Origin of the sequence: Pseudoalteromonas sp. S4492 (assembly GCF_005886115.1) — a bacterium.
GTDB lineage: Bacteria > Pseudomonadota > Gammaproteobacteria > Enterobacterales > Alteromonadaceae > Pseudoalteromonas > Pseudoalteromonas gelatinilytica.
In genome coordinates, this window is record NZ_PNCP01000002.1 from 1 (window position 1) to 24909 (window position 24909).

Genomic DNA, 24909 nt, shown 5'->3' on the forward strand with positions numbered 1-24909 from the left:
TTCAAACTTTTCTTTTGCCATCTTAAAAAATTCCTATAAAGAAATTAACGCCTGACCCACTATTGGGCCAGACAAGCTAAATCATATAACAGCGCGAGCTGCAATTATTGCATCTGCAACATTCTTAGCGGCTTCTGCATACTTCAAAAACTCCATAGAGTAAGATGCACGGCCTTGTGTTGCAGATCGCAGATCAGTTGCATAACCAAACATTTCAGAAAGTGGTACTTGCGCATTAATTTGCTTAAGACCACCGAATGCTTCTTCCATGCCTTCGATCATGCCGCGGCGACGGTTTAAGTCACCAACTACATCACCCATGTTTTCTTCAGGAGTGATAACTTCAACCTTCATTACTGGCTCAAGAAGAGCTGGGTTTGCTTCAAGCGCACCTTTCTTCATTGCCATTGAACCTGCAATTTTAAATGCCATCTCATTCGAGTCTACATCATGGAATGAACCATCAAATAGAGTCGCTTTAACGCCAAGTAATGGGTAGCCTGCCAGCACACCTTGAGCCATTTGCTCTTGGATGCCTTTATCTACCGCAGGGATGTATTCTTTCGGAACCGCACCACCAACAACTTCGTTAACGAACTCGTAAATTGGCGCATCATTTTCCGAAATATCCATCGGTTCAAGTTTAAGCCAGACGTGACCATATTGACCACGACCACCTGATTGACGTACGAACTTCCCTTCAACTTCAACAGCTGAACGGATAGCTTCACGGTATGCTACCTGCGGCTTACCAACGTTACATTCAACACTGAATTCACGCTTCATACGGTCGACAATGATATCAAGGTGAAGTTCACCCATACCAGAAATAATAGTCTGGCCTGATTCTTCGTCAGTTTGTACTCTGAAAGACGGATCTTCTGCCGCTAGTTTACCTAACGCGATACCCATCTTATCTTGGTCAGCGATTGTGCGAGGCTCAACCGCAACAGAGATAACTGGCTCTGGGAACTCCATACGCTCAAGCGTAATGATTGAGTTCGGATCACACAGTGTCTCACCTGTTGTTACGTCTTTAAGACCAATAGCCGCTGCGATGTCGCCTGCGTAGACTACTTTGATCTCTTCACGTGAGTTTGAATGCATCTGAACGATACGACCAAGTCGCTCACGCTTACTTTTAACTGGGTTGTATACCGCGTCACCCTGTTTAACAGTACCAGAGTAAACACGGAAGAAGGTCAAGGTGCCAACGAACGGGTCTGTCGCAATCTTAAAAGCAAGCGCGGCAAACGGTGCGTTGTCATCAGCAGGACGCTCTTCCTCAGTACCATCTTCAACGATACCTTGGATTTGTTTCACTTGTGTTGGTGCAGGCATATATTCGATAACAGCATCAAGCACAGCTTGAACACCCTTATTTTTAAATGCACTACCACACGTCATTGGAACAATTTCGTTTGCTAATGTACGCTGACGTAAAGCTGCTTTAATTTCAGCTTCAGTCAGGTCTTCACCTTCTAGATATTTATCCATTAGCTCTTCTGATGCTTCAGCAGCGCTCTCAACCATGTGAGAACGCCATTCTTCTGCAAGCTCCAGAAGCTCAGCCGGAATTGCCTCATAAGAGAAAGTCATGCCTTGATCTTCAGCATTCCAGTTAATGGCTTTCATCTTAATAAGGTCAATAACACCTTTAAAGTCGTCTTCAGCACCAATTGGTAGCTGAATTGGAACAGGAGTTGCTCCAAGACGAGATTTCACCTGGCTAACCACAGTTAAGAAGTCAGCGCCAGTGCGATCCATTTTGTTTACGAAGATCATGCGAGGAACTTCGTATTTGTTCGCTTGACGCCAAACTGTCTCAGTTTGCGGCTGTACACCAGATGAAGCACAAAGAACAACTACCGCACCATCTAGTACGCGTAAAGAACGCTCTACTTCGATAGTGAAATCTACGTGTCCTGGAGTATCAATAATATTGATACGGTGGTCGTCAAATTGAGCGTCCATCCCTTTCCAGAAACACGTTGTTGCAGCAGAAGTGATTGTGATACCACGCTCTTGTTCCTGCTCCATCCAATCCATAGTTGCAGCACCATCATGAACTTCACCGATCTTATGAGAAAGACCCGTGTAGAACAGAACACGTTCTGTTGTGGTGGTTTTACCTGCATCTACGTGAGCGCAAATACCGATATTGCGATAGCGCTCAAGTGGAGTTGTACGTGCCATATGATCCTCTTAAAGGTTAAGGGCAGATTACCAACGGTAATGAGCGAATGCTTTATTCGCTTCAGCCATACGGTGAACGTCTTCACGTTTCTTAACCGCAGTGCCTTTGTTGTCAGCAGCGTCAACGATTTCTTGAGCTAAACGTAAGCCCATAGATTTTTCGCCACGCTTACGTGCAGCGTCAACTAACCAACGCATACCTAATGCGTTGCGACGTACTGGACGTACTTCAACTGGTACTTGGTACGTTGAACCACCAACACGGCGAGATTTAACCTCTACCTGTGGGCGAACGTTTTCAAGTGCAGCTTCAAAGATTTCAAGGTGCGACTTGCCTGATTTCTCAGCAGCCACGTCTAACGCACCATAAACGATTTTTTCAGCAGTAGATTTCTTGCCGTCTAACATTACTACGTTAACGAATTTAGCAAGAAGTTCCGATCCGAACTTAGGATCTGGAAGAATTTTACGTTGACCTATTACGCGTCTTCTAGGCATTTTGTATCTCCGGTATCTTCAGGTTTGCTCTTTTAGAGTCAACACCCAAAACAATTAATTTAAAAATTTAGTGCTTGGCCTTACTAACGGAGAACCATTAGCCCTTAGGGCGTTTAGCACCGTATTTAGAACGAGCTTGACGACGGTCGCTAACGCCTGCACAGTCAAGTGCACCACGTACAGTGTGGAAACGCACACCTGGTAAGTCTTTAACACGACCACCACGGATTAGGATTACACTGTGCTCTTGTAGGTTGTGGCCTTCACCACCAATGTAAGATGTTACTTCGAAACCGTTCGTTAAACGAACACGCGCTACTTTACGTAATGCAGAGTTTGGTTTCTTAGGTGTAGTTGTATATACACGAGTACATACACCACGCTTTTGCGGACACGCTTTAAGTGCAGCTGAGTTACTTTTAGTAACCTTGCTACGACGTGGCTTACGCACTAGCTGGTTAATAGTTGCCATTTAAATAGCTCCTGAAATTAAAATTACTACTGAAAAATAAAAAAATCCGCCCTGTTTACATGCTCGTTACAAAACGTGCAGGCAAATGGGTGGCGGAATTTTAATGAGCAAAGTTTAACCTGTCAACCTTAACTCATCGTAAGGCAGCAGATTACTGCCTCACGATTTCTTAATCTATTGATTAAGCTGAGATTATTGGTTTCCAGAGATATCTGCGTTAAGTGCGTCAGTTAGTGCTTGAGTTGCCTCTTCAGCGCTTACTGTTTGCTCTTCAACGATTTCACCTTGCTTGCGACGGTTCAAACGGTCTTGGTGATACGCAAAGCCTGTACCAGCTGGGATCAGACGACCCACGATTACGTTCTCTTTCAGACCACGAAGCTCATCGCTCTTACCATTTACAGCTGCTTCAGTTAGGACACGTGTAGTTTCCTGGAACGATGCTGCAGAAATGAAAGATTCTGTTGCAAGTGACGCTTTAGTGATACCCATTAATTGGATTTCAAACTTCGCTGGGATCTTGCCTTGTTTCTCAAGTTCACGGTTCGCGATATTAACGCGTGCCACTTCAACTTGTTCACCGGCTAAGAACTCAGTGTCACCGCCGTCAAGGATGATACATTTACGTAGCATCTGACGAATGATTGTCTCAATGTGCTTGTCATTGATCTTAACGCCTTGCAAGCGGTAAACCTCTTGCACTTCGTTAACGATGTAGTTAGCTACATGAGTTACACCACGTAGGCGTAAGATGTCATGTGGTGATTCTGGACCATCGGCGATAACCTCACCTTTAGACACTTGCTCACCTTCGAACACGTTAAGTTGACGCCATTTAGGGATCATCTCTTCGTATGCGTCACCCTCAGCTGGAGTGATTACAAGACGCTTCTTACCTTTTGTTTCTTTACCGAAGCTGATAGTACCTGTGATTTCTGCAAGGATTGCAGGATCTTTCGGCTTACGTGCTTCGAATAAGTCAGCTACGCGAGGTAGACCACCCGTGATATCACGAGTTTTCGAACCTTCTTGCGGAATACGTGCAAGTACGTCACCTGGGTTTGCAGTTGCGCCGTCTGTTACTTCAATCGTTGTGAATGAAGGTAGACGTGTTTCTTGCAGACCACGCTCATCGCTTTCGATGATTAGTTTAGGTTCTTTCGCATTCGCTTTACCTAAGTCTTTAACAACCACACGTGTTAAACCAGTTAACTCGTCTGTTTGTGCTTCGGTATTTGAGTCATCAATGTCGCTGAACGAGATTTTTGACTTGTGCTCAAGAACGATTGGGTGACTATGCGGATCCCAAGTTGCAACGATATCGTTACCTTGAACTTCTGCATTATCTTGTACAGTTAACACCGCACCGTAAGGAACTTTATAACGCTCTTTCTCACGACCAAAGCTATCAATGATAGTGATCTCTGTTGAACGAGACGTGATAACAATCTTACCGTCTGTGTTTAATACGTACTTCGCATTGTGTAACTTCAATGTACCGTTAGTTTTAACTTGTACACTGTTTTCAGCAGACGCTCGAGACGCCGCACCACCGATGTGGAAGGTACGCATCGTAAGCTGTGTACCCGGCTCACCGATTGATTGTGCCGCGATAACACCTACTGATTCACCTGGGTTGATGATGTGGCCACGCGCAAGGTCACGACCGTAACACTTAGCACATACACCAAAGTCATTATCACAAGTGATTACTGAACGAACGCGTACTTCATCCACTGAGTGCTCTTCTAAAAGGTCACACAGTTTTTCGTCAAGCATGATGTTACGCTCAACAAGTACTTCGTTTGTACCAGGGATTAATACATCTTCAGCAACAACACGACCAAGAACACGTTCACGAAGTGCTTCTACAACGTCACCACCTTCGATAAGCGGTTTCATTGTTAAGCCATCTTCTGTGCCACAATCGTCTTCATTGATTACTAAGTCTTGTGCAACGTCTACTAGACGACGCGTTAAGTAACCCGAGTTTGCTGTTTTAAGTGCTGTATCGGCAAGACCTTTACGCGCACCGTGCGTCGAGATGAAGTACTGTAGTACGTTTAGACCTTCACGGAAGTTCGCCGTGATTGGTGTCTCGATGATTGAACCATCTGGACGTGCCATTAGACCACGCATACCCGCTAACTGACGGATCTGAGCGGCGCTACCACGTGCACCTGAGTCTGCCATCATAAACACTGAGTTGAATGAAGATTGCTCTTCTTCTTCGCCTTTCGCGTTGATTACAGTGTCTTTTGATAAGTTCGCCATCATCTCACGTGATAAGTTTTCATTTACACGTGACCAGATATCGATAACTTTGTTGTACTTTTCACCAGCCGTTACAAGACCTGATTGGAATTGTTGGTTGATTTCAGTTACTTCAGCTTCCGCTGATTCAATGATCTCTGCTTTAACCGGTGGGATAACTAGGTCATCGATACCGATTGAAACACCTGACTTCATTGCGTAGTGGAAACCGGTGTACATTACTTGGTCAGCAAAGATAACGGTATCTTTAAGACCTAGACGACGGTAACACTCGTTTAATAAGCCAGAAATTTGTTTCTTACCTAGGGCTTGGTTGATTAACTCAAACGGCATGCCTTTAGGTAGGATTAGTGAAAGAATCGCACGACCTACTGTTGTTTCAACAATAGATACTTGCTCAACCGTTTCACCATCTTCATTGCTGATTGTCTCGCTGATACGTACTTTTACGCGTGCATGTAACTCAGCGTTACCGCTGCGGTATGCTTTTTCAGCTTCTTTAGGATCTTTAAATACAATACCTTCGCCTTTCGCATTGATGCGATCACGAGTCATGTAGTAAAGACCTAATACAACGTCCTGTGAAGGAACGATGATTGGCTCACCATTCGCTGGAGATAGGATGTTGTTAGTAGACATCATTAGAGCACGTGCTTCTAACTGTGCTTCAAGCGTTAACGGTACGTGTACCGCCATTTGGTCACCATCGAAGTCAGCGTTGTACGCCGCACAAACTAATGGGTGTAAATGGATCGCTTTACCTTCGATAAGCACAGGCTCGAACGCTTGGATACCCAAACGGTGAAGTGTTGGTGCACGGTTAAGTAATACTGGATGTTCACGAATTACTTCGTCTAATACATCCCATACTTCTGCTACTTCACGCTCAACCATCTTCTTCGCAGCTTTGATAGTCGTAGCCATGCCGCGACGCTCTAGTTTGCCGTAGATAAATGGTTTGAATAGCTCAAGTGCCATCTTCTTAGGAAGACCACACTGGTGTAGTTTAAGCGTAGGACCTACTGTGATTACAGAACGGCCTGAGTAATCTACACGTTTACCAAGTAAGTTCTGACGGAAACGACCTTGCTTACCTTTGATCATATCAGCAAGCGATTTAAGAGGACGTTTGTTAGAACCTGTGATCGCACGACCGCGACGACCGTTATCAAGTAGCGCATCTACCGCTTCTTGTAACATACGTTTTTCGTTGCGTACGATAATGTCTGGTGCTGCTAGATCTAATAGACGCTTAAGACGGTTATTACGGTTAATAACACGACGGTATAGGTCATTCAGATCAGAAGTCGCAAAACGACCACCGTCTAGCGGTACTAATGGACGTAGATCAGGTGGAAGTACTGGAAGTACTGTCATGATCATCCACTCAGGGTTGTTACCTGATTGGTGGAAAGACTCCATTAATTTAAGACGTTTAGTGATCTTCTTACGCTTAGTTTCAGAGTTAATTGTTGGTAACTCTTCACGCATTTCAGCAATTAATTGGCCAAGATCAAGTTCACGAAGCAAGTCTAAAACTGCTTCCGCACCCATCTTCGCTTCAAACTCATCACCGTGCTCTTCTAGTGCATCTAGGTACTCTTCTTCACCTAAAAGTTGACCACGCTCAAGCGTTGTCATACCAGGCTCAGTTACAACGAATGATTCGAAGTAAAGTACGCGCTCGATGTCACGAAGTGTCATGTCTAGCATTAAGCCGATACGTGACGGTAATGATTTTAAGAACCAAATGTGCGCAACTGGGCTCGCAAGCTCAATGTGACCCATACGGTCACGACGCACTTTAGTAAGCGTTACTTCAACGCCACACTTTTCACAAATAACACCACGGTGCTTAAGGCGCTTATATTTACCACATAAACACTCATAATCTTTCACTGGGCCGAAGATACGGGCACAGAATAAGCCGTCGCGCTCAGGCTTGAAAGTACGGTAGTTGATTGTCTCAGGTTTCTTTACTTCACCGTATGACCATGAACGAACCATATCTGGCGAAGCAAGACCAATGCGAATTGCATCGAATTCTTCGGTCTTATTTTGTTGCTTCAGAAACTTAAGTAAGTCTTTCACCTTAGCTCTCCTGTCGGAGGTTAATCTTGAGGGCGAACCAATCGCCCCTACATTCTATTCGGCCTAACAGGTGCGGCTTACGCCGCACCTAAATGGCTTAATTTTCTTCCAACTCGATGTTGATACCCAGTGAGCGGATTTCTTTCAACAATACGTTGAACGATTCTGGCATACCTGGTTCCATCTTATGGTTACCATCTACGATGTTCTTATACATCTTAGTACGACCGTTCACGTCATCCGATTTCACTGTTAGCATTTCTTGTAGAGTATATGCAGCACCGTAAGCTTCTAGTGCCCACACCTCCATCTCACCGAAACGCTGGCCACCGAACTGAGCTTTACCACCCAGCGGCTGCTGAGTAACAAGGCTGTAAGAACCAGTTGAACGTGCGTGCATCTTGTCATCAACCAAGTGGTTAAGTTTCAGCATGTACATGTAACCAACAGTTACTTGACGTTCAAACTGATCGCCAGTACGGCCATCATAAAGTGTAACTTGACCGCTTCTTGGATAACCACCAAGCTCTAGTAAGTCTTTGATTTCGCTTTCACGAGCACCATCAAAGGCAGGAGTTGCGATCGGTAAACCACCTTTCAAGTTTTCAGCTAAGCGACGAACTTCATCATCAGAGAATGAGTCGATATCGACTTTCTGACGACAATCACCTAATTCGTAAACTTTCTTAACGAAGCTACGGATTTCGTGCAGTTCACGCTGCTCTTTCATCATTTCTTCTAAGCGCTCACCCACACCACGTGCAGCAAGACCCATGTGAGTTTCTAGGATCTGACCGATGTTCATACGTGATGGTACACCTAGCGGGTTCAGAACGATGTCTACCGTACGACCTTTGTCATCGTATGGCATATCTTCTACTGGTACGATAGTCGAGATAACACCTTTGTTACCGTGACGACCCGCCATCTTATCACCCGGTTGGATACGACGTTTAACAGCTAGGTATACTTTAACAATCTTAAGTACGCCTGGTGCTAAGTCATCACCTTGAGTGATCTTACGACGTTTGTTTTCAAACTTCTTATCGTATTCAGCTTTAAGCTCATCGTACTGAGCTGCTAGTTGCTCAAGCTCAGCTTGCTTGTCTTCTTCAGCAAGGCTTTGAGTAAGTAGCTTGTCAGCATTTAATGCTGCAACTGAGTCAGCGTTCAGACCAGCGTCAACAAGTAACTTACGAGCACGCTCTAATACGCCTGCTTCTAAGATACGGAACTCTTCGTTGAAGTCTTTCTTCGCTTCGCGAAGCTGCATGTCTTCAACTTCTAACGCACGCTTATCTTTTTCAACACCGTCACGGGTGAAAACTTGTACGTCGATTACAGTACCAGTTACAGAGTTTGGTACACGTAAAGAGCTGTCTTTAACGTCTGACGCTTTCTCACCGAAGATAGCACGTAGTAGCTTTTCTTCAGGTGTTAATTGCGTTTCGCCTTTCGGAGTCACTTTACCTACTAGGATATCGCCGCCTTTAACTTCAGCACCGATATATACAACGCCTGATTCATCAAGCTTGCCTAGTGCAGATTCACCAACGTTAGGGATATCTGCTGTGATCTCTTCTGGACCTAATTTAGTATCACGTGCGATACATTGTAGTTCTTGAATGTGGATAGTCGTTAGACGATCTTCTTGAACTACGCGCTCTGATAATAGGATTGAATCCTCGAAGTTATAACCGTTCCATGGCATGAATGCCACGCGAAGGTTTTGACCAAGTGCTAAGTCACCAAGGTCAGTCGAAGGACCATCTGCTAATACGTCACCACGTGTTACCGGCTCACCAACCATACAAGTTGGTTTTTGGTTAATACATGTATTTTGGTTTGAGCGTGTGTATTTAGTTAAGTTGTAAATATCGATGCCCGCTTCACCAGGGATGCGCTCTTCTTCATTTACATTAACAACGATGCGGCTCGCATCGGCATACATTACTTCACCGCCACGCTTAGCAACGATAGTTACACCAGAATCTTTTGCTAGTGTAAGCTCGATACCTGTACCTACAAGCGGTTTATCCGCGATTAGTGTTGGTACTGCTTGACGTTGCATGTTTGAACCCATCAATGCACGGTTAGCATCATCGTGTTCTAGGAACGGGATAAGTGCTGCCGCTACAGAGATCACCTGCTGTGGTGATACGTCCATATATTGTTGGTCCATTTTGCCCATAAAGGTTGATTCACCTTTGTGACGACATGGAATTAGTTCATCAACAAACTCATTGTTTTCGTCTAGGTTCGTGTTCGCCTGTGCGATTACGAACTGACCTTCTTCAATAGCTGATAGGTAATCTACTTCATCAGTTACTACACCGTTTACCACTTTGCGGTAAGGTGTTTCTAAGAAACCATAGTCGTTTGTACGTGCGTACGTAGACAATGAGTTAATTAGACCGATGTTTGGACCCTCAGGCGTTTCGATTGGACATACACGACCATAGTGAGTTACGTGAACGTCTCGAACCTCGAAGCCAGCGCGTTCACGTGTTAAACCACCCGGACCTAATGCAGAAATACGACGCTTGTGCGTTACTTCTGAAAGCGGGTTATTTTGGTCCATGAACTGTGATAACTGAGATGAACCGAAGAACTCTTTAACCGCTGCCGAAATAGGCTTAGCGTTAATAAGATCTTGTGGCATTACAGCGTCAAGGTCACCTAAGCTTAAACGCTCACGTACAGCACGTTCTACACGTACTAGACCAACGCGGAATTGGTTCTCAGCCATTTCGCCAACACTACGGATACGACGGTTGCCTAAGTGGTCGATATCATCAACATCGCCAACACCGTTACGAATAGCGATAAGCACTTTCATAACAGCTACGATGTCTTCTTTCGATAATGTGCCTGGGCCTGTATCTGAGTCATAACCTACACGGCTATTGAACTTCATACGACCAACTGTTGATAAATCGTAACGCTCATCAGAGAAGAACAAGTTATCAAATAAGGCTTCAGCCGCGTCTTTCGTCGGTGGCTCGCCTGGGCGCATCATGCGATAAATTTCTACTAATGCTTCTAAACGGTTGCTTGTTGTGTCGATACGTAATGTATCTGACATGTAGGCGCCGCTGTCCACTTCGTTGATATATAATGTATCAATCTTAGTGTGACCTGCTTTAACCAATTCAGCCATTAGCTCAAGTGATAGCTCATCATTCGCGTTTGCGATGATCTCACCCGTTGACTCGTCAACGTAGTTTCTAGCTACAACACGACCAATGATGTACTCATGTGGTACTTCTAATTGGTTAATACCTTTTTTCTCGATGTTCTTGATGTGACGCGCAGTAATACGACGACCCGCTTCAACAAGGACTTCACCGTCATCGCTCTTGATATCAAAAGCGGCAGTTTCACCACGTAAACGTGAAGGTACAAGTTCCATAAGAACTTTACCGTCAGTTACTTCAAACGCAGTAGTATCGAAGAAGATATCTAGGATTTCTTCTGTAGAGAACTCTAGTGCACGTAAGATGATAGACGCCGGTAATTTACGACGACGGTCAATACGTACATATAGGTTATCTTTTGCATCAAACTCGAAGTCTAACCATGAACCACGGTAAGGAATTACACGCGCGTTATAAAGTACTTTACCTGACGAGTGAGTTTTACCGCGGTCGTTATCAAAGAATACACCAGGGCTACGGTGTAGCTGAGAAACGATAACACGCTCTGTACCATTGATTACAAAGGTACCGGTATCAGTCATGAGCGGAATTTCGCCCATGTAAACTTCTTGCTCTTTAATGTCTTTAACTGTGCCTGGTGCTTCTTTATCCATCACCACAAGACGCAATTTTACGCGAAGTGGAGCAGAATAAGTCACACCGCGAATTTGACATTCTTTTACATCGAATACTGGCTCACCAATACGATAACTTACGTATTGAAGCTCAGAATTTCCCGAGTAGCTTTTGATCGGAAACACAGAACGGAAAGCAGCTTCCAAACCGTGATCGCCATCAGCGTCAGGGACTAAGAATTTTTTAAACGATTCTAACTGCGTTGACAGTAAGAAAGGTATATCCAAAACTTGTGGACGTTTACCAAAATCCTTACGGATACGTTTCTTTTCAGAATAAGAGTAAGCCATGGGGTTCCTCAGCTTGCTGATCTTTGACCCGACCTGTTCTAGTAAGAACAGACTTAACTGGCATCTATGCCAAGATGTACAACATTAAATTGTTGTTCTATTTTGCTCTGCCACTTTCAATACCGATTTCGATAACAACTTGAAAGTAAAGAGAAAATTAGATTTTATTTGCGCTACAGGAATGCATCGCTCTATAGCGCAAAAAGGCCGGTGATTAAATAATCACCAGCCCTTGCCTGATTTCTCAGGCAGCGAACCTAGCATAAGCTAGATTACTTGATCTCAACTTGAGCACCAGCTTCTTCAAGCTCTTTCTTAAGTGCTTCAGCTTCTTCTTTAGATACACCTTCTTTGATAGGTGCAGGAGCTGATTCAACAAGTGCTTTAGCTTCTTTAAGGCCAAGACCAGTTGCGCCACGTACAGCTTTGATAGCTGCAACCTTGTTAGCGCCAGCGCCAGCAAGGATTACGTCGAACTCAGTCTTCTCTTCAGCAGCTTCAGCAGCTGGACCAGCAACAACAGCAGCAGCTGCAGTTACGCCGAATTTTTCTTCCATTGCTTCAACTAGAGCAACAACGTCCATTACTGACATTTCAGCAATAGCATCAAGGATTTGGTCTTTAGTTACAGACATTACAAATTTCCTAATTATTACGGACTAATTTTAGTCCAAAAAAAATATTACACCGAAAGTGAACAAAAAAACAGCTTAAATTTAAGCAGCTTGCTCTTCTTTCTGTACACGTACTGCTTCAATTGTTTTACACAATTTACCTGCAGACGCTTCTTTCATAGCGCTCATTAAGCGTGCAACAGCTTCGTCGTAAGTAGGTAGAGTTGCTAGCATAGCTGCGTCTACTACGTTACCTTCAAATGCAGCCGTCTTAACTTCGAATTTCTCGTTCTTCTTCGCGAATTCTTTAAAAATACGCGCAGCAGCACCTGGGTGCTCTGAAGAGAAAGCGATTAAGCTTGGACCAACAAATGAATCAGATAGGCACTCAAAATCTGTACCTTCAACAGCACGTTTAGCTAGAGTGTTACGAACAACTTTCATCCATACACCAGCTTCACGAGCTTCTTTACGAAGGGCAGTGATAGCACCAACTGTTACACCACGAGAATCTGCAACAACTGCAGAAAGAGCACCAGTGGCTGCTTCGTTGACTTCAGCAACAATTGCTTTTTTGCCTTGAAGATTTAAAGCCATGGGTGTTACTCCTGGTTTAATGGGTTGCCGATATTGGCTTCCCGGTTCTACTCTTCCCCATCAATGATGGAGATGCTTTTTACGGCGAGAGCCAGAAGATTAGGAAAAATCTATCTGGGGATTCACACCGTCTACGTAGGTAAAAAACTTATTAAGGCCGAAACCACCTACGGTCTTGGACGGAAGCCCAATTTATCGTTTTTACCCGAAGGCATTACGAAATTATGGGCTTCAACCCGAATTCTTTACTTGTTTTGAAATTAACTTTCTCAACAAAATGGCGCAAAATTATAGTTCAAATTTCACGCCATGTAAACTCTTAATTAAGCTACGTTAGTGCTTAAAGAGTTTTGGTCAACAGCAACACCTGCGCCCATTGTTGTAGAGATAGTTACTTTCTTCACGAAAGTACCTTTAGCTTGTGAAGGTTTAGCCTTCTTAAGCGCAACAATAAGAGCTTCAAGGTTTTGTTGAAGTTGCTCAGCAGTGAAATCAACCTTACCGATAGTAGTATGGATGATACCGTTCTTGTCGTTACGGTAACGAACTTGACCTGCTTTCGCGTTTTTAACTGCTTCTGCAACGTTAGGTGTTACAGTACCAGTTTTAGGGTTTGGCATTAGACCACGTGGACCTAAGATTTGACCTAGTTGACCAACAACACGCATAGCGTCTGGAGATGCAACAACAACGTCAAAGTTCATCTCGCCTTTCTTAACTAGTTCAGCAAGATCTTCCATGCCCACTAATTCAGCACCAGCTTCTTTCGCAGCTTCTGCGTTAGCGCCTTGTGTGAATACAGCAACACGAACTTCACGACCAGTACCGTTAGGTAGTACAGTTGCACCACGAACGTTTTGGTCAGATTTACGAGCATCGATACCAAGGTTAACAGCAACGTCAACACTTTCTACGAATTTAGCTGTCGCTAACTCTTTTAAAAGAGCAACTGCTTCGTTGATTTCGTAATCTTTAGTCGCATCCACTTTTTCGCGGATTGTACGCATACGTTTAGTTAATTTTGCCATTATCTTAGTCCTCTACGTTCAAGCCCATCGCACGCGCAGAACCTGCGATAGTGCGAACTGCAGCTTCCATATCAGCTGCTGTAAGGTCAGGTCGTTTTGTCTCAACGATTTCTTCAAGTTGAGCACGTGTAACTGTACCCACTTTTTCAGTGTTAGGACGGCCAGAACCTGATTTGATGCCTGCAGCTTTCTTAAGTAAGTAAGCAGCCGGTGGAGTTTTCATTTCGAACGTGAAAGAACGGTCACCGTAAACAGAGATCACTACAGGAACTGGAGCGCCTTTTTCGATAGATTCTGTACGTGCGTTGAACGCTTTACAGAATTCCATGATGTTTACACCGTGTTGACCTAGTGCTGGACCTACTGGAGGACTAGGGTTAGCCATACCAGCGGCAACTTGTAGCTTGATAATAGCTTCAACTTTTTTAGCCATAATAAATACCTCATTTGGTGGGTCATAGCCTTGTGCGCGCGAGGACGCGTACTCTAACGGCTTCCCAGTTTAAAAATTGGTTCTCACTTTTTAGTGATAAAACAAGTAGCAACTTGCCCTAACACAAAAAGGCCGCTGATTATAAGTTAATCAGCGGCCTTTTTCAAGCGTATTGCCAAAATATTAATCAATTTTGGCAGCTTTAATTTTTTACTTACTTGTCTTGTTCAACTTGACCAAATTCAAGGTCAACTGGCGTTGAACGACCGAAGATAAGAACAGACACTTTCACGCGGCTCTTCTCGTAATCCACTTCTTCAACAACACCGCTGAAGTCAGCAAATGGACCATCGATAACACGTACAACTTCACCTGGCTCAAATAATGTAGCCGGCTTAGGTGCTTCAGCGTTCTCTTGTAAACGATTTAAGATGCGGTCAGCTTCTTTTTGGCTAATTGGCGCTGGACGATCAGACGTACCACCAATGAAGCCCATAACACGTGCAGTGCTATTAACTAAGTGCCAGCTTGCATCGTTCATGTCCATTTGAACTAGTACGTAACCTGGGAAGAATTTACGCTCAGATTTACGCTTTTGACCAGCGCGCATCTCAACCACTTCTTCAGTTGGTACTAATACTTCACCAAAACTATCTTCCAAACCTTCGATCTTGATGTGCTCAAGAATAGTTTGTGCTACACGCTTCTCGTAACCAGAGAAAGCTTGTACTACGTACCAACGTAGTTTCTTTTCGTTCTTCTCATCCGACATGGGATTAGATCTCCAATCCAGTTAAAAAGCCTACTGCGCGGAATAAAATGCCATCTAATCCCCAAAGGATAAGTGCCATAATCACAGTTGCAACCATTACAATTAATGTCGTATGTGTTGTTTCTTGGCGAGTTGGCCACACAACTTTACGTACTTCGATGCGAGACTCTTTTGCAAACGCAAGGAAAGTACGACCTTTTTCAGTTAGTGAGGCAATGCCTAAACCAGCTGCTACAGCAACCACTACACCAATAGCACGTAATAATACAGATTGGTCTGCATACATGTGGTTACCAACGACTGCGCCTGCTAGTAGCGCAATTGCTACAATCCACTTTACTGAATCCATCGCACTTGATGGTGTTTCTACATTCGTGCTCATAATATTTTTACCTTAACTACAGACACAACAACCCTGCGCTCTGGCAGGGTTAATCCATTAAAATCTAAACTTAAAAACTGACTAGTTTAAACCGATTTTTAATTTCAGACTTAACACACATTGTGTAAAAAGTGGCAGGGGCGGAGAGATTCGAACTCCCAACCGTCGGTTTTGGAGACCGCTGTTCTACCAATTGGAACTACGCCCCTGCAAAGTGGATGCCTATTATACTTACGCAATTCATTAACACAAGAGTAAAAGATACCCATTAGTTAAAATCTCATCAGTTCGTTTAAAAATCAATATTAACATTGATTAAAAAGCAGTTTATTATAACCCCATTAAAGGAACAACAAACCCACATGGATCAGTGTGCAGTCGTTAAGAAACCCTATTTACTTCGTCTTTTATAGTCTCTTTCTGTTGTTGAGTCTAAGCACTGCTGCTCGCTCTTTACATCTGAGTACATTCAGTAGTCAGCAAGGGCTCAGTCAAAATTCTATTACGTGCAGTATCACCGACCAGCAAGGGTTTTTATGGTTTGCTACACAAGGAGGCTTAAACCGCTTTGATGGTTATGAGTTTAAGCGTTTCAAAGCTAACAGCGATGATAAAAGCATTTCAGGGAACTGGATCACCGGCTGTGTTAAAGATAGCAAAAACCAGTTGTGGTTTTCGACTGCAAGCAAAGGGCTTAATAGACTTAACCCTAAAACGGGCCAGTTTGAGGTGTTCTCTACACACCATGACATCAGCCTAAGTGAAGATAAAATTTGGTCTATGGCGATAGCTAAAGACGATGTTCTGTGGCTTGGTCACGAAAACGGTAAGTTAACGCGTTTTGATGTATCAAATAATCGCTTTAAACACTTTCACTATAAATCAGCACAACCACTGGTGCGAGACATTGTCATTACGAAACAATTCATTTGGCTTGCCACGGATAAAGGACTTATTTCATTTGACCCAATCACTGAGCAATTTACTCAGCATGCTCAGATCTCTGCACCGCTCTGGCATCTCAAGTTACTAAATAATGAGAAGCTGATCATTGGTGCTAAACAAGGTCTTTATCTATTAAATTTAGCTACGCAAAGTAGTGAGCAAATCGAACAGTTTAATGGTGCTTGGATAACAGACAGCCTTATTGACCAACAGCAAAACCTCTGGCTTACAAGCTATGGGCAAGGACTCTACTTTTTCCCTGCGGGGGCTGATTTACATGGCGAACACAGCCATTACCGCCACGACAAGCAAGACCCCAACGGCTTAAGCAGCGACTACCTTCTATCTCTTAATCAAGACTCTCAAGGTATTATTTGGCTAGGTACCGATGGCTATGGTGTGCACCGCTATGACCCTAAACAACAGCAGTTCTCTCATCAATTAAAAACCTCTCAAGCAAATTCGTTAAGTCATAACTTTGTTCGCTCAATCATTAAAAGAGCCAATGGGGAGGTGTGGATTGGTACCCGTGATGGACTCAATCACAAAACAACGTCGGGTTACCAGCACTTTAAAAACGCACTGCCAAATAACAATATATTTGCCCTTCATGAAGACGCTAACCAGCAGTTGTGGATAGGTACCTACGGAGGCGGGTTAATAAAGTATCAAGATGGTCTTGATGAATTTGCAGTTTTTACCATGCAAAGCCACCAGCTAGCGAGTGACCGTGTTTACGCAATTACCAGCGATAAAACAGGTGCGCTTTGGCTTGGCAGTAACCAGGGCTTAACCCGCTTTGAACCAGCCTCTGCCAAAGTGACTCATTATAAGCACAGTGACACGCAAAATAGCCTTGCCAACAACACTGTATTTACTTTGGCTTATGATAATGAAGAGCATGCACTGTGGATTGGCACTCGGGCTGGGCTCAATAAACTGGATATCGATACGGAGCAATTTACTTTAGTCGATGAACAAGGCTCAGACGAGGCTGGGCTTAGCCATAATATGGTCACCTCTTTGTTGCTGAGTGGCGATCATATTTGGGTTGGCACCATGCAAGGCTTAAATCAAGTCAACACGCATAGCCTCACAGTGAAACAGATTACTGAACAGCAAGGTTTAGCTAACGACAATATTTTTGACATTCTTGCCGATAAACAAGGCATGCTTTGGTTAGCAACCAATGGCGGACTCACTCGCTATAACCCCAGTACGCAGCAAATGCAGCAGTTTCTACCAGAAGACGGTATTCAGCATCAATCATTTATACTGGGTGCGAGCTATCAAGCAGACGATGGCGAATTATTTTTTGGTGGTATTAATGGCTACAATCATTTTTACCCCGAGCAATTAAACTTAACGCACACTCCCCCTACTCCAGTGTTAACTGAGTTATTACTTAATAACCGAGCGATTAAAAGTAACCATTTTGATAAACAAACCAATACGCTTGCAAGTGCGACTCAGACATTCTCGTTTGCCAAGTCAGCTGGGGTTATCGGTTTTAAATTTAGCGCCTTAAAAAACGGCGCGACTCCAAAACATTACCAATATGGCTACAAGCTGGCTGGCTTTGATGAGCAATTTTTATATACCGATGCATCCCTTAGACAAATAAACTATCCGCAGCTGCCTGCTGGTCACTACCAGTTATTGCTAAAAGCAAAAGATCAATATGGGCAATGGAGTGACAGTACACAGCTACTAGCGCTTACGGTTGTGCCTCCTTGGTGGCAAACGAAATTAGCCTACAGTATTTACTTCGTGTTTGCTTTAGCACTGACTTGGCTTGTGTTAAATGCCTTGTACAAGCGCAAACTAGCAGAGCAAGAGAAGCAAACCGAAATTGAGCTAAACAAATTAAAAGATCAATTTTTAGATAACATTAGCCACGAACTCAAAACACCACTTAGCTTAATACTTGCTCCGATCAGTCAGTTGCAGCGAAGCAATGCCGATCCAAAAGCTCAAACGCAATTAGCGAGTATCAAACGAAACTGCCAACGCTTACTTGAGCTCATCAATCAACTTTTACAATTGAGTCAACGCCCAAGCACGGCAATTTACACTGTCAGCCCTTATGCTATTACGCCATTTTTAACTGATTTGGTCGCGGATTTCAGGCCTCTGTTTGAGCAAAAACAGCTGCACTTTAGCTTTACTGACAGCACTTCTAAAGCCTTTAAGATAAACCTTGCACCTGAGCATGCTCACTCGATTTTTAGTAACCTGATAAGCAATGCACTTAAGTACACCCCTGCAGGCGGCACAGTCGCTATTCACCTTAGTGAAGTGCAACAAGCGTTACAGTTCAAAATTACGGATACCGGTGTGGGTATTGCCAGTGAGCATCAGCAGTCGGTTTTTCAGCGCTTTACCCGCGTAGCATCATCTGAACCAGGTAGTGGTATCGGCCTAAGCTTAGTAAAACAGCTCGTTGAACAATACGGTGGCTCTATCAGCGTAAGCAGTAAGTTTGCTGAAGGTAGCAGCTTTACTGTGTCATTACCTATGATTGAACGTGCTGATAATCAAGCAAATAGCGCTATGCAAGTTCATACCTCACAACCAACACTGCTGATTGTTGAAGACAATCAGGAAATGGCTGAACTACTCCTTTGTTTGTTTAATACTGAGTTTAACTGCATGTGTGCAACTGATGGTCAGCAAGCTCTCGACCTTTGCCAGACAGACCTGCCTGACCTCATTATCAGCGATGTGATGATGCCGAATATGGATGGTTATCAACTGTTAGCAGCCCTTCGAGCAAACCCAGCCACCAGCCACATTCCGGTATTATTACTTTCTGCTAAAGCGGACACCCACAGTCGCTTAAAAGGGCTGGATTTATTGGCTGATGACTTCTTAAGTAAGCCTTTTGAACCCACTTTACTGATGAGCAGAGTAAAAGGACTGCTTAATCTGAGACAAATTTTAAACCAGCACCTAACAGCACAACTAGCAGCTCCTCTGAATAGTGATACAGCCGCTGTAACAGTACAAAATAAAGATTATTCCTTCACTGAAAAACTTAAGCAGACAGTACAAGCACACTACCAAGATGAAAGCTTCTCGGTTGAGCAGCTAGCCTCTGAGTTATGTTTAAGCCCCCGTGCGCTGCAACTAAAAATGAAAGCCTTGTACTCACAAACGCCTTCTGATTATTTGCGCAATACTCGCTTAGAGTTTGCAAAAAAACAGCTAATCGATAGCGCGTTAGCAATTGGTCAAATCGCAGAACAAACCGGATTTAGCTCGCAAAGCTATTTTGCCCGAAGCTTTAAGAACTATGTTGGCTTATCACCAAAACAGTATCGAGAAAAACATCAAAAATATGCCGAATTTCGCATCAGTGAATAAAGTTTTCGCCTGAGTGCTATTAATAAAATACTGATTTTTATAGCTTATCCATACAAACGCCAATAACAACAAAGCCCATAGTGCGGCGTTATTTACTGCATGAGATATAAGTTAAGGAAAGTCATATGCTCACCAAAACACACAAAGCGATTTCGATTACGTTACTTGCTGCGGCACTGACTGCATGCCAGAGTACTTCGACAACCACCAGCAATAACAACAGCCCTGATATAAACGAAGTTGCCAAGCAACAATACAATGGCCCTAAAGCTCGTATCGCTGTTGCCCGCTTTACTGACAAATCCAATGATTCGCATTGGTGGCGTAAAGAAATTGGTGAAGGGATGGCTGATCAACTCACAACCGCATTAGTCAGTACCAATCGCTTTATTGTTTTAGAGCGACAAGCACTCGATGCTGTATTATCAGAACAAGACCTTGCTGTATCAGGCCGCGTGAGTGCAGCATCAGGTGCTGTGTATGGTGAAATAGAGGGAGCCGAAATTGTTGTGGTTGCCGCAGTCACAGAGTTCGATGATGACAACTCAGGTACTCGTGTCGGCAGCGGCGGATTTATCGGCGATGTATTTAGCTCTGTATCGGCGGGCTTTTCAAGTTCCCACATGGCAATAGATTTACGCTTAATCGACACGCGAACTTCTCGTATTCTCGCCGCTACCAGCGTTGAAGGTGGCAGCAAAGATTTTGACTTTACATCAGCTGCTACCAATTTTGGTGGTGCACTTGTTGGTGGTAACTTAAGTAGCTGGTCAAACACGCCAAAAGAAAAAGCACTGCGTGAAGTGATCGTAAAAGCCGTTGAGTTTTTAGAATCAAAAGTGCCAACAACTTATTATCGCTATAATAGCGACAACACCATTGCTGCAGGCCATACAGCCCCTGCACCACTAAAAGTAACCGCAGCTGCCGCTCCTGCTAAAGCCCCAGTCGCATCGGTTAGCGTTCCAAATCACAGAATGCCTTACTATGAAAAAACAGACTTAGCGATGTCACGACTGAACTTGGTTTGTTTGGGTTATTTGAAAAGGCAGCCTCACTACGAAGAATATGAAGTAGAAGACGTAGAGTACGATGAAGCAACGGTGCTTGCGCTCACTGAGTATCAGCAAGAAAATAAGCTCAAAGTGACAGGTCTTGCTGATGAGACGACCAAAAAATCTCTTGATGATTCAGGGTGTATTGCCAAAACAAACAAATCAAGTTTAGAAAGCTTTGGCAGTATGTTTAAATTTAACTAAGCAAACTAACAGCCAGTGCTAGCACTGGCTGTTGAAAATCTTAGTTTGTGCCTTTCACCAGTGGTACACCATTGTTACCAACAGGAATATAAACAGTTGTATGGTTAGGTGACTCAGCCATCTTTAACTGCGCATTAATAGCTTCATGTTGTAGATAGTTTGGCGTCAAAGTGGCATTAATAATTTTTTGCGCCTGTGCAATACCTTTCGCTTCTTCTACACGGATCTCAGCATCTTTTCGTGCAATTTCTTTTTGCGTTTCTTTTTCAGACAGTAATTGTTGTGCTGCTAATTTTTTCTCAACAGCATTAGCAACGATAGCCGGATAGTTAATATTTCCCACTACGACATTGGCGAGCTTAAATGGCGTTGGTTCTAAATACGCTTTTAATCGGGCTGTTACTTCTGCAGCTATTTTCTCGCGATTGGTTTTTAACACGCCGCTATCGTATTGCTGAACAATATCACGCACATAAGTTCTAAATGTTTCACGAACAAATCGCGGATACCAATCTTCACCACCGTATTGCTCAACCACCGCTCTGACAGAGCCGCTTTCTATTGAAATGACCGCATGAAAATCAAAACTAATATTTAAGTCATCGTTAGCTAAAATCTTAAATGTTTCAGTATACGTGTTCGGGCGCATATCAATATTAATTACTTGATTGCGCCACAGTGACATGCCGTAGTTAGCTGGGCCAATCATAGTGCCTTGATAACCACCTTCGCCAAACACGCGCGGCTTTTCAAATACGTAACCTTCTTCACCCGCGGGTGTACTTGGGTTAGTACACGCAGTGAGCGATACAGCAACTAACCCTGCTAATGCTAAACTTGGAAAAACACTCGATAGAAGTGTTTGCGTCCCTGAACGTTTAAATTTCATTGTTGTTATCTCATTCCATTATAAAATTTGTAATAACTCACCACGATAAAAATCACATAACAACCAAATTTGTTGAAATGGATGGTGCTTAGGCACATCAAGGTGAGTAAGTACTGACTTAAAATCATCGAGATGCCATATAGTACTGGCATTGCGAATTAATAACCAAGGCTGCGTAGACTCGTAATGTTTTTTGGCTTTTTGTGCCAGCAAGCGATGCAAAGCACAGTGCAAACGTTCGTTACTCGGTGCTAAAGCCATTTCAGCGAGATCGCGTTGCATTGAGATAGACAGAGGCCGACCTAACACCGCCATTGCTTCTGTTTCACTGGCATATAAATGCGCGACTTCAATATCGAGCCGTTCATCACCTTTATAACAACTCACGTCTGGTTTACTCGGCGTGTTATGCCAAATATTACGCATGCTTACGCCAAACTGCTTTTCGTAACAGCGTAAAAACAGCTTTGCTGCGCCATGCTCGAGCGCTATTTTCTCTTGTTCACTTTCACGATTCATTTAATGTTGCATACACATCTTTTAATAACCCAGAAGCGCCAAAACGAAATAGCTCGGGTTGTAAGTACGCTTCACCCATAATTGATTCCGCGAGGGCTAAATACTCAGCAGCATCAGTAACTGTTCTGACCCCGCCCGCCGCTTTAAAACCGACCTTTTTACCACTCGCTTTTATGGTATTTAACATGATGTCAGTTGCAGCTAGCGTTGCATTGACAGCCACTTTACCGGTACTGGTTTTAACAAAATCAGCGCCACCATCAATTGCCAGCTTAGTTGCTGTTGCAATGAGATCATCGCTTAATTCGCCACTTTCGATAATAACTTTAAGTTGCGCTTGGCTGCCACATGCCTCTTTTGACGCTTTGACATACTCTAAAACTTTGCGCTCATCACCGGCGATTAGTGCTTTATAGGGGATCACTAAATCAATTTCATCAGCACCGCGTTCAATGGCAAACAAGGTTTCATTTAGCACTTCCTCTAAAGGCTCATCCCCACCAGGAAAGTTAGTGACGGTAGCCACTTTGACTTGCTGTAATTCACGCTCAGCGAGTGCCAGTTTAGCGTCACTGACAAACTGGCTATATACACAAACCGCTGCAGGAATGCCTAACTTAGGCTCAATACTAGCAACCAAGTTATTAATGGTTTCTGTTGTGTCGCTGTCATTCAGAGTTGTTAAGTCCATCAGTGCCACCGCTTGGGCAGCGCTTGTTTGCATTTTAGTCATAGCTCTTATATTTGTGTTGCCATATTAGTGACCTATAGTAGCAAATTTTTATCATTCGGCTATAAATCATAACTAATCACCATAAGGCCCTTTAATTACTTGTAACTCGTCGCAATCCCTTGTTAACTAAGTCTTAAGCCAAAACAAACCACCTGGTATAACTTTTAGTTATATAAACTTGGTTTTAATTATTTTTTACTTTTTTTAGAGCACTATATTCTGCTTGCCTGCAATAAGCAGTTTCGTTGATGTGTTTTAGGGGTGAGAACAAAGTGCAATATTTACCAATCTTTACCAAATTAGACGACAAACCTGTGTTGGTAGTCGGCGGTGGAGATGTCGCGTTACGCAAATGCCGTGCATTTTTAAAAGCACGTGCTCATGTAACGCTAGTCGCGCCTGAATTTTGTGATGAGCTACTTGCTCTTGCTGAGCAAAACGAAGTAAACCTGATCACTGATACATTCAAAGAACAGTATTTAGACCAGCAAATGCTGGTAATCGCCGCGACAGATATCGAAAGCGTGAACAAAGACGTGTTCGAACTTGCGAATGCACGCAATATTTTCGTTAACGTGGTGGATGATCAACCTAAGTGCAGCTTTATTTTTCCATCCATTGTTGACCGTGATCCAATCACAATTGCAATTTCAAGCGCAGGCACAGCACCGGTATTAGCACGTCGTTTACGTGAAAAACTCGAAACGCTTATTCCACAGCATATAGGTCCACTCGCTACATTAGTTGGTAGCTTTCGTGACAAAGTAAAACAACGCTTTAAACACTTTGCTGACCGCCGCCAGTTTTGGGAAGGCGTATTTGATTCATCAGTTGTAAGCAAAGTCCAAGCGGGTAATACCGAAGCTGCAACAGCGCAGTTAGAGCAATTGTTAGATGCAAAGCCAGAACCAGAAGGCGAAGTGTATGTTGTAGGTGCAGGCCCAGGTGACCCTGAGCTATTAACCTTAAAAGCACTGCAGTTAATGCAACAAGCTGATGTGGTGGTATATGACTACTTAGTTTCTGATGAAATTATGGATTTAGTACGCCGTGATGCAGACCTAGTTTGCGTAGGTAAACGTTTAGGCGATCACAGTGTGGCGCAAGAAGATACCAACCAGATGTTGGTTGATTTTGCCAAGCAAGGCAAAAAAGTATGCCGTATTAAAGGTGGCGACCCGTTTATTTATGGTCGTGGTGGTGAAGAAGTACAAGTGCTAGCCGCGAATAAAGTACGTTACCAAATCGTACCGGGTATTACTGCTGCTGCAGGTTGTAGCGCTTATGCCGGTATTCCTCTTACTCACAGAGATCACGCACAAGCCATTCAGTTTGTGACAGGTCACTGTAAAAAAGATGGTCAAGAATTGGATTGGCAATCACTCGCCAAGCCAAATCAGACCTTAGCGATTTATATGGGAGTGATTAAATCACCGCATATTCAAGCACAACTATTAAAACATGGCCGCGGTGCAGACACACCGGTTGCCATTATCGAAAACGGCACACGTAAAGAACAACGTGTTGTAACAGGGCAATTAGGTGAGCTGGCCGACTTGATTTCGCGCCATAGTATTATTTCACCCGCCTTATTAATTATTGGCGAAGTTGCATCATTGCACCATCAGCTTGCATGGTTTGGCCAAACAGAACAAACCAGCAGCTTTGCCCAGCCAATTACTGGCGTAGCTTAATTTAACTTTTAATCATTTTAGTAG

At 43.6% G+C, this 24909-nt stretch carries 17 protein-coding genes and 1 tRNA gene; 3 read left to right on the top strand and 15 right to left on the bottom strand.

Features of this window, described 5'->3' with window-relative positions; all coding sequences use genetic code 11:
• Window positions 1-81: 81 nt before the first annotated feature.
• The 12 genes from fusA to CWC28_RS00275 all read right to left on the bottom strand — a co-directional run bounded on the left by fusA (window position 82) and on the right by CWC28_RS00275 (window position 15689).
• The gene (gene fusA, locus CWC28_RS00220) at window positions 82-2196 is read right to left on the bottom strand and encodes an elongation factor G (RefSeq protein ID WP_063700721.1); all 2115 of its coding nucleotides are present in this window, start codon (window positions 2194-2196) and stop codon (window positions 82-84) included.
• 27 nt (window positions 2197-2223) lie between these two features.
• A complete protein-coding gene (gene rpsG, locus CWC28_RS00225) occupies window positions 2224-2694 on the bottom strand; it encodes a 30S ribosomal protein S7 (protein WP_054554834.1) in 471 nt (156 codons plus the stop codon).
• A gap of 97 nt (window positions 2695-2791) precedes the next feature.
• A complete protein-coding gene (gene rpsL, locus CWC28_RS00230; RefSeq protein WP_002958885.1) occupies window positions 2792-3166 on the bottom strand; it encodes a 30S ribosomal protein S12 in 375 nt (124 codons plus the stop codon).
• 192 nt (window positions 3167-3358) lie between these two features.
• Window positions 3359-7531, bottom strand: coding sequence for a DNA-directed RNA polymerase subunit beta' (gene rpoC, locus CWC28_RS00235; RefSeq protein WP_063700723.1), 4173 nt, complete (start codon window positions 7529-7531; stop codon window positions 3359-3361).
• Window positions 7532-7628: 97 nt separating this feature from the next.
• Complete coding sequence (gene rpoB / locus CWC28_RS00240; RefSeq protein ID WP_063700725.1) at window positions 7629-11654, bottom strand: DNA-directed RNA polymerase subunit beta; 4026 nt, start codon at window positions 11652-11654, stop codon at window positions 7629-7631.
• Between the two features lie 272 nt (window positions 11655-11926).
• Entirely contained in the window at window positions 11927-12289 is a 363-nt protein-coding gene (gene rplL, locus CWC28_RS00245) for a 50S ribosomal protein L7/L12 (protein ID WP_063700727.1), read from the bottom strand.
• An 81-nt stretch (window positions 12290-12370) separates the two neighbouring features.
• Entirely contained in the window at window positions 12371-12865 is a 495-nt protein-coding gene (rplJ, locus tag CWC28_RS00250) for a 50S ribosomal protein L10 (RefSeq protein WP_063700728.1), read from the bottom strand.
• 323 nt (window positions 12866-13188) lie between these two features.
• Window positions 13189-13893: a 50S ribosomal protein L1 gene (gene rplA / locus CWC28_RS00255; RefSeq protein WP_063700730.1), complete on the bottom strand. Its 705-nt coding sequence runs from the start codon at window positions 13891-13893 to the stop codon at window positions 13189-13191.
• 4 nt (window positions 13894-13897) lie between these two features.
• Entirely contained in the window at window positions 13898-14326 is a 429-nt protein-coding gene (rplK, locus tag CWC28_RS00260; protein WP_063700735.1) for a 50S ribosomal protein L11, read from the bottom strand.
• 214 nt (window positions 14327-14540) lie between these two features.
• Window positions 14541-15098 (bottom strand): transcription termination/antitermination protein NusG, encoded by a 558-nt coding sequence (gene nusG / locus CWC28_RS00265; RefSeq protein ID WP_063700737.1) that lies wholly within the window; start codon window positions 15096-15098, stop codon window positions 14541-14543.
• A 4-nt stretch (window positions 15099-15102) separates the two neighbouring features.
• Window positions 15103-15480, bottom strand: a complete 378-nt coding sequence (gene secE, locus CWC28_RS00270) for a preprotein translocase subunit SecE (protein ID WP_063700739.1) — start codon at window positions 15478-15480, stop codon at window positions 15103-15105.
• Window positions 15481-15612: 132 nt separating this feature from the next.
• Window positions 15613-15689, bottom strand: a tRNA-Trp gene (locus tag CWC28_RS00275).
• Window positions 15690-15852: 163 nt separating this feature from the next.
• Here CWC28_RS00275 and CWC28_RS00280 point away from each other — a divergent pair.
• Both CWC28_RS00280 and CWC28_RS00285 read left to right on the top strand, forming a co-directional pair.
• Window positions 15853-19791, top strand: a complete 3939-nt coding sequence (locus tag CWC28_RS00280; RefSeq protein ID WP_063700741.1) for a two-component regulator propeller domain-containing protein — start codon at window positions 15853-15855, stop codon at window positions 19789-19791.
• Between the two features lie 125 nt (window positions 19792-19916).
• Window positions 19917-21050, top strand: coding sequence for a CsgG/HfaB family protein (locus CWC28_RS00285; RefSeq protein ID WP_063700743.1), 1134 nt, complete (start codon window positions 19917-19919; stop codon window positions 21048-21050).
• A 40-nt stretch (window positions 21051-21090) separates the two neighbouring features.
• Here CWC28_RS00285 and CWC28_RS00290 read toward each other — a convergent pair whose 3' ends face one another.
• Genes CWC28_RS00290 through deoC form a run of 3 tightly spaced genes read right to left on the bottom strand, consistent with a single transcriptional unit; the run spans window position 21091 to window position 23191 of the window.
• The gene (locus CWC28_RS00290) at window positions 21091-21939 is read right to left on the bottom strand and encodes an SPFH domain-containing protein (RefSeq protein WP_063700745.1); all 849 of its coding nucleotides are present in this window, start codon (window positions 21937-21939) and stop codon (window positions 21091-21093) included.
• Between the two features lie 18 nt (window positions 21940-21957).
• Window positions 21958-22458, bottom strand: coding sequence for a hypothetical protein (locus CWC28_RS00295; RefSeq protein ID WP_058586658.1), 501 nt, complete (start codon window positions 22456-22458; stop codon window positions 21958-21960).
• Window positions 22448-23191, bottom strand: coding sequence for a deoxyribose-phosphate aldolase (gene deoC / locus CWC28_RS00300; RefSeq protein WP_063700747.1), 744 nt, complete (start codon window positions 23189-23191; stop codon window positions 22448-22450). Before deoC ends, CWC28_RS00295 begins: the two co-directional genes overlap by 11 nt.
• 272 nt (window positions 23192-23463) lie before the next feature.
• On the opposite strand from deoC, the gene cysG reads away from it, so the two are divergent.
• Window positions 23464-24885: a siroheme synthase CysG gene (gene cysG / locus CWC28_RS00305; RefSeq protein WP_063700762.1), complete on the top strand. Its 1422-nt coding sequence runs from the start codon at window positions 23464-23466 to the stop codon at window positions 24883-24885.
• The last annotated feature ends 24 nt before the right edge of the window (window positions 24886-24909 follow it).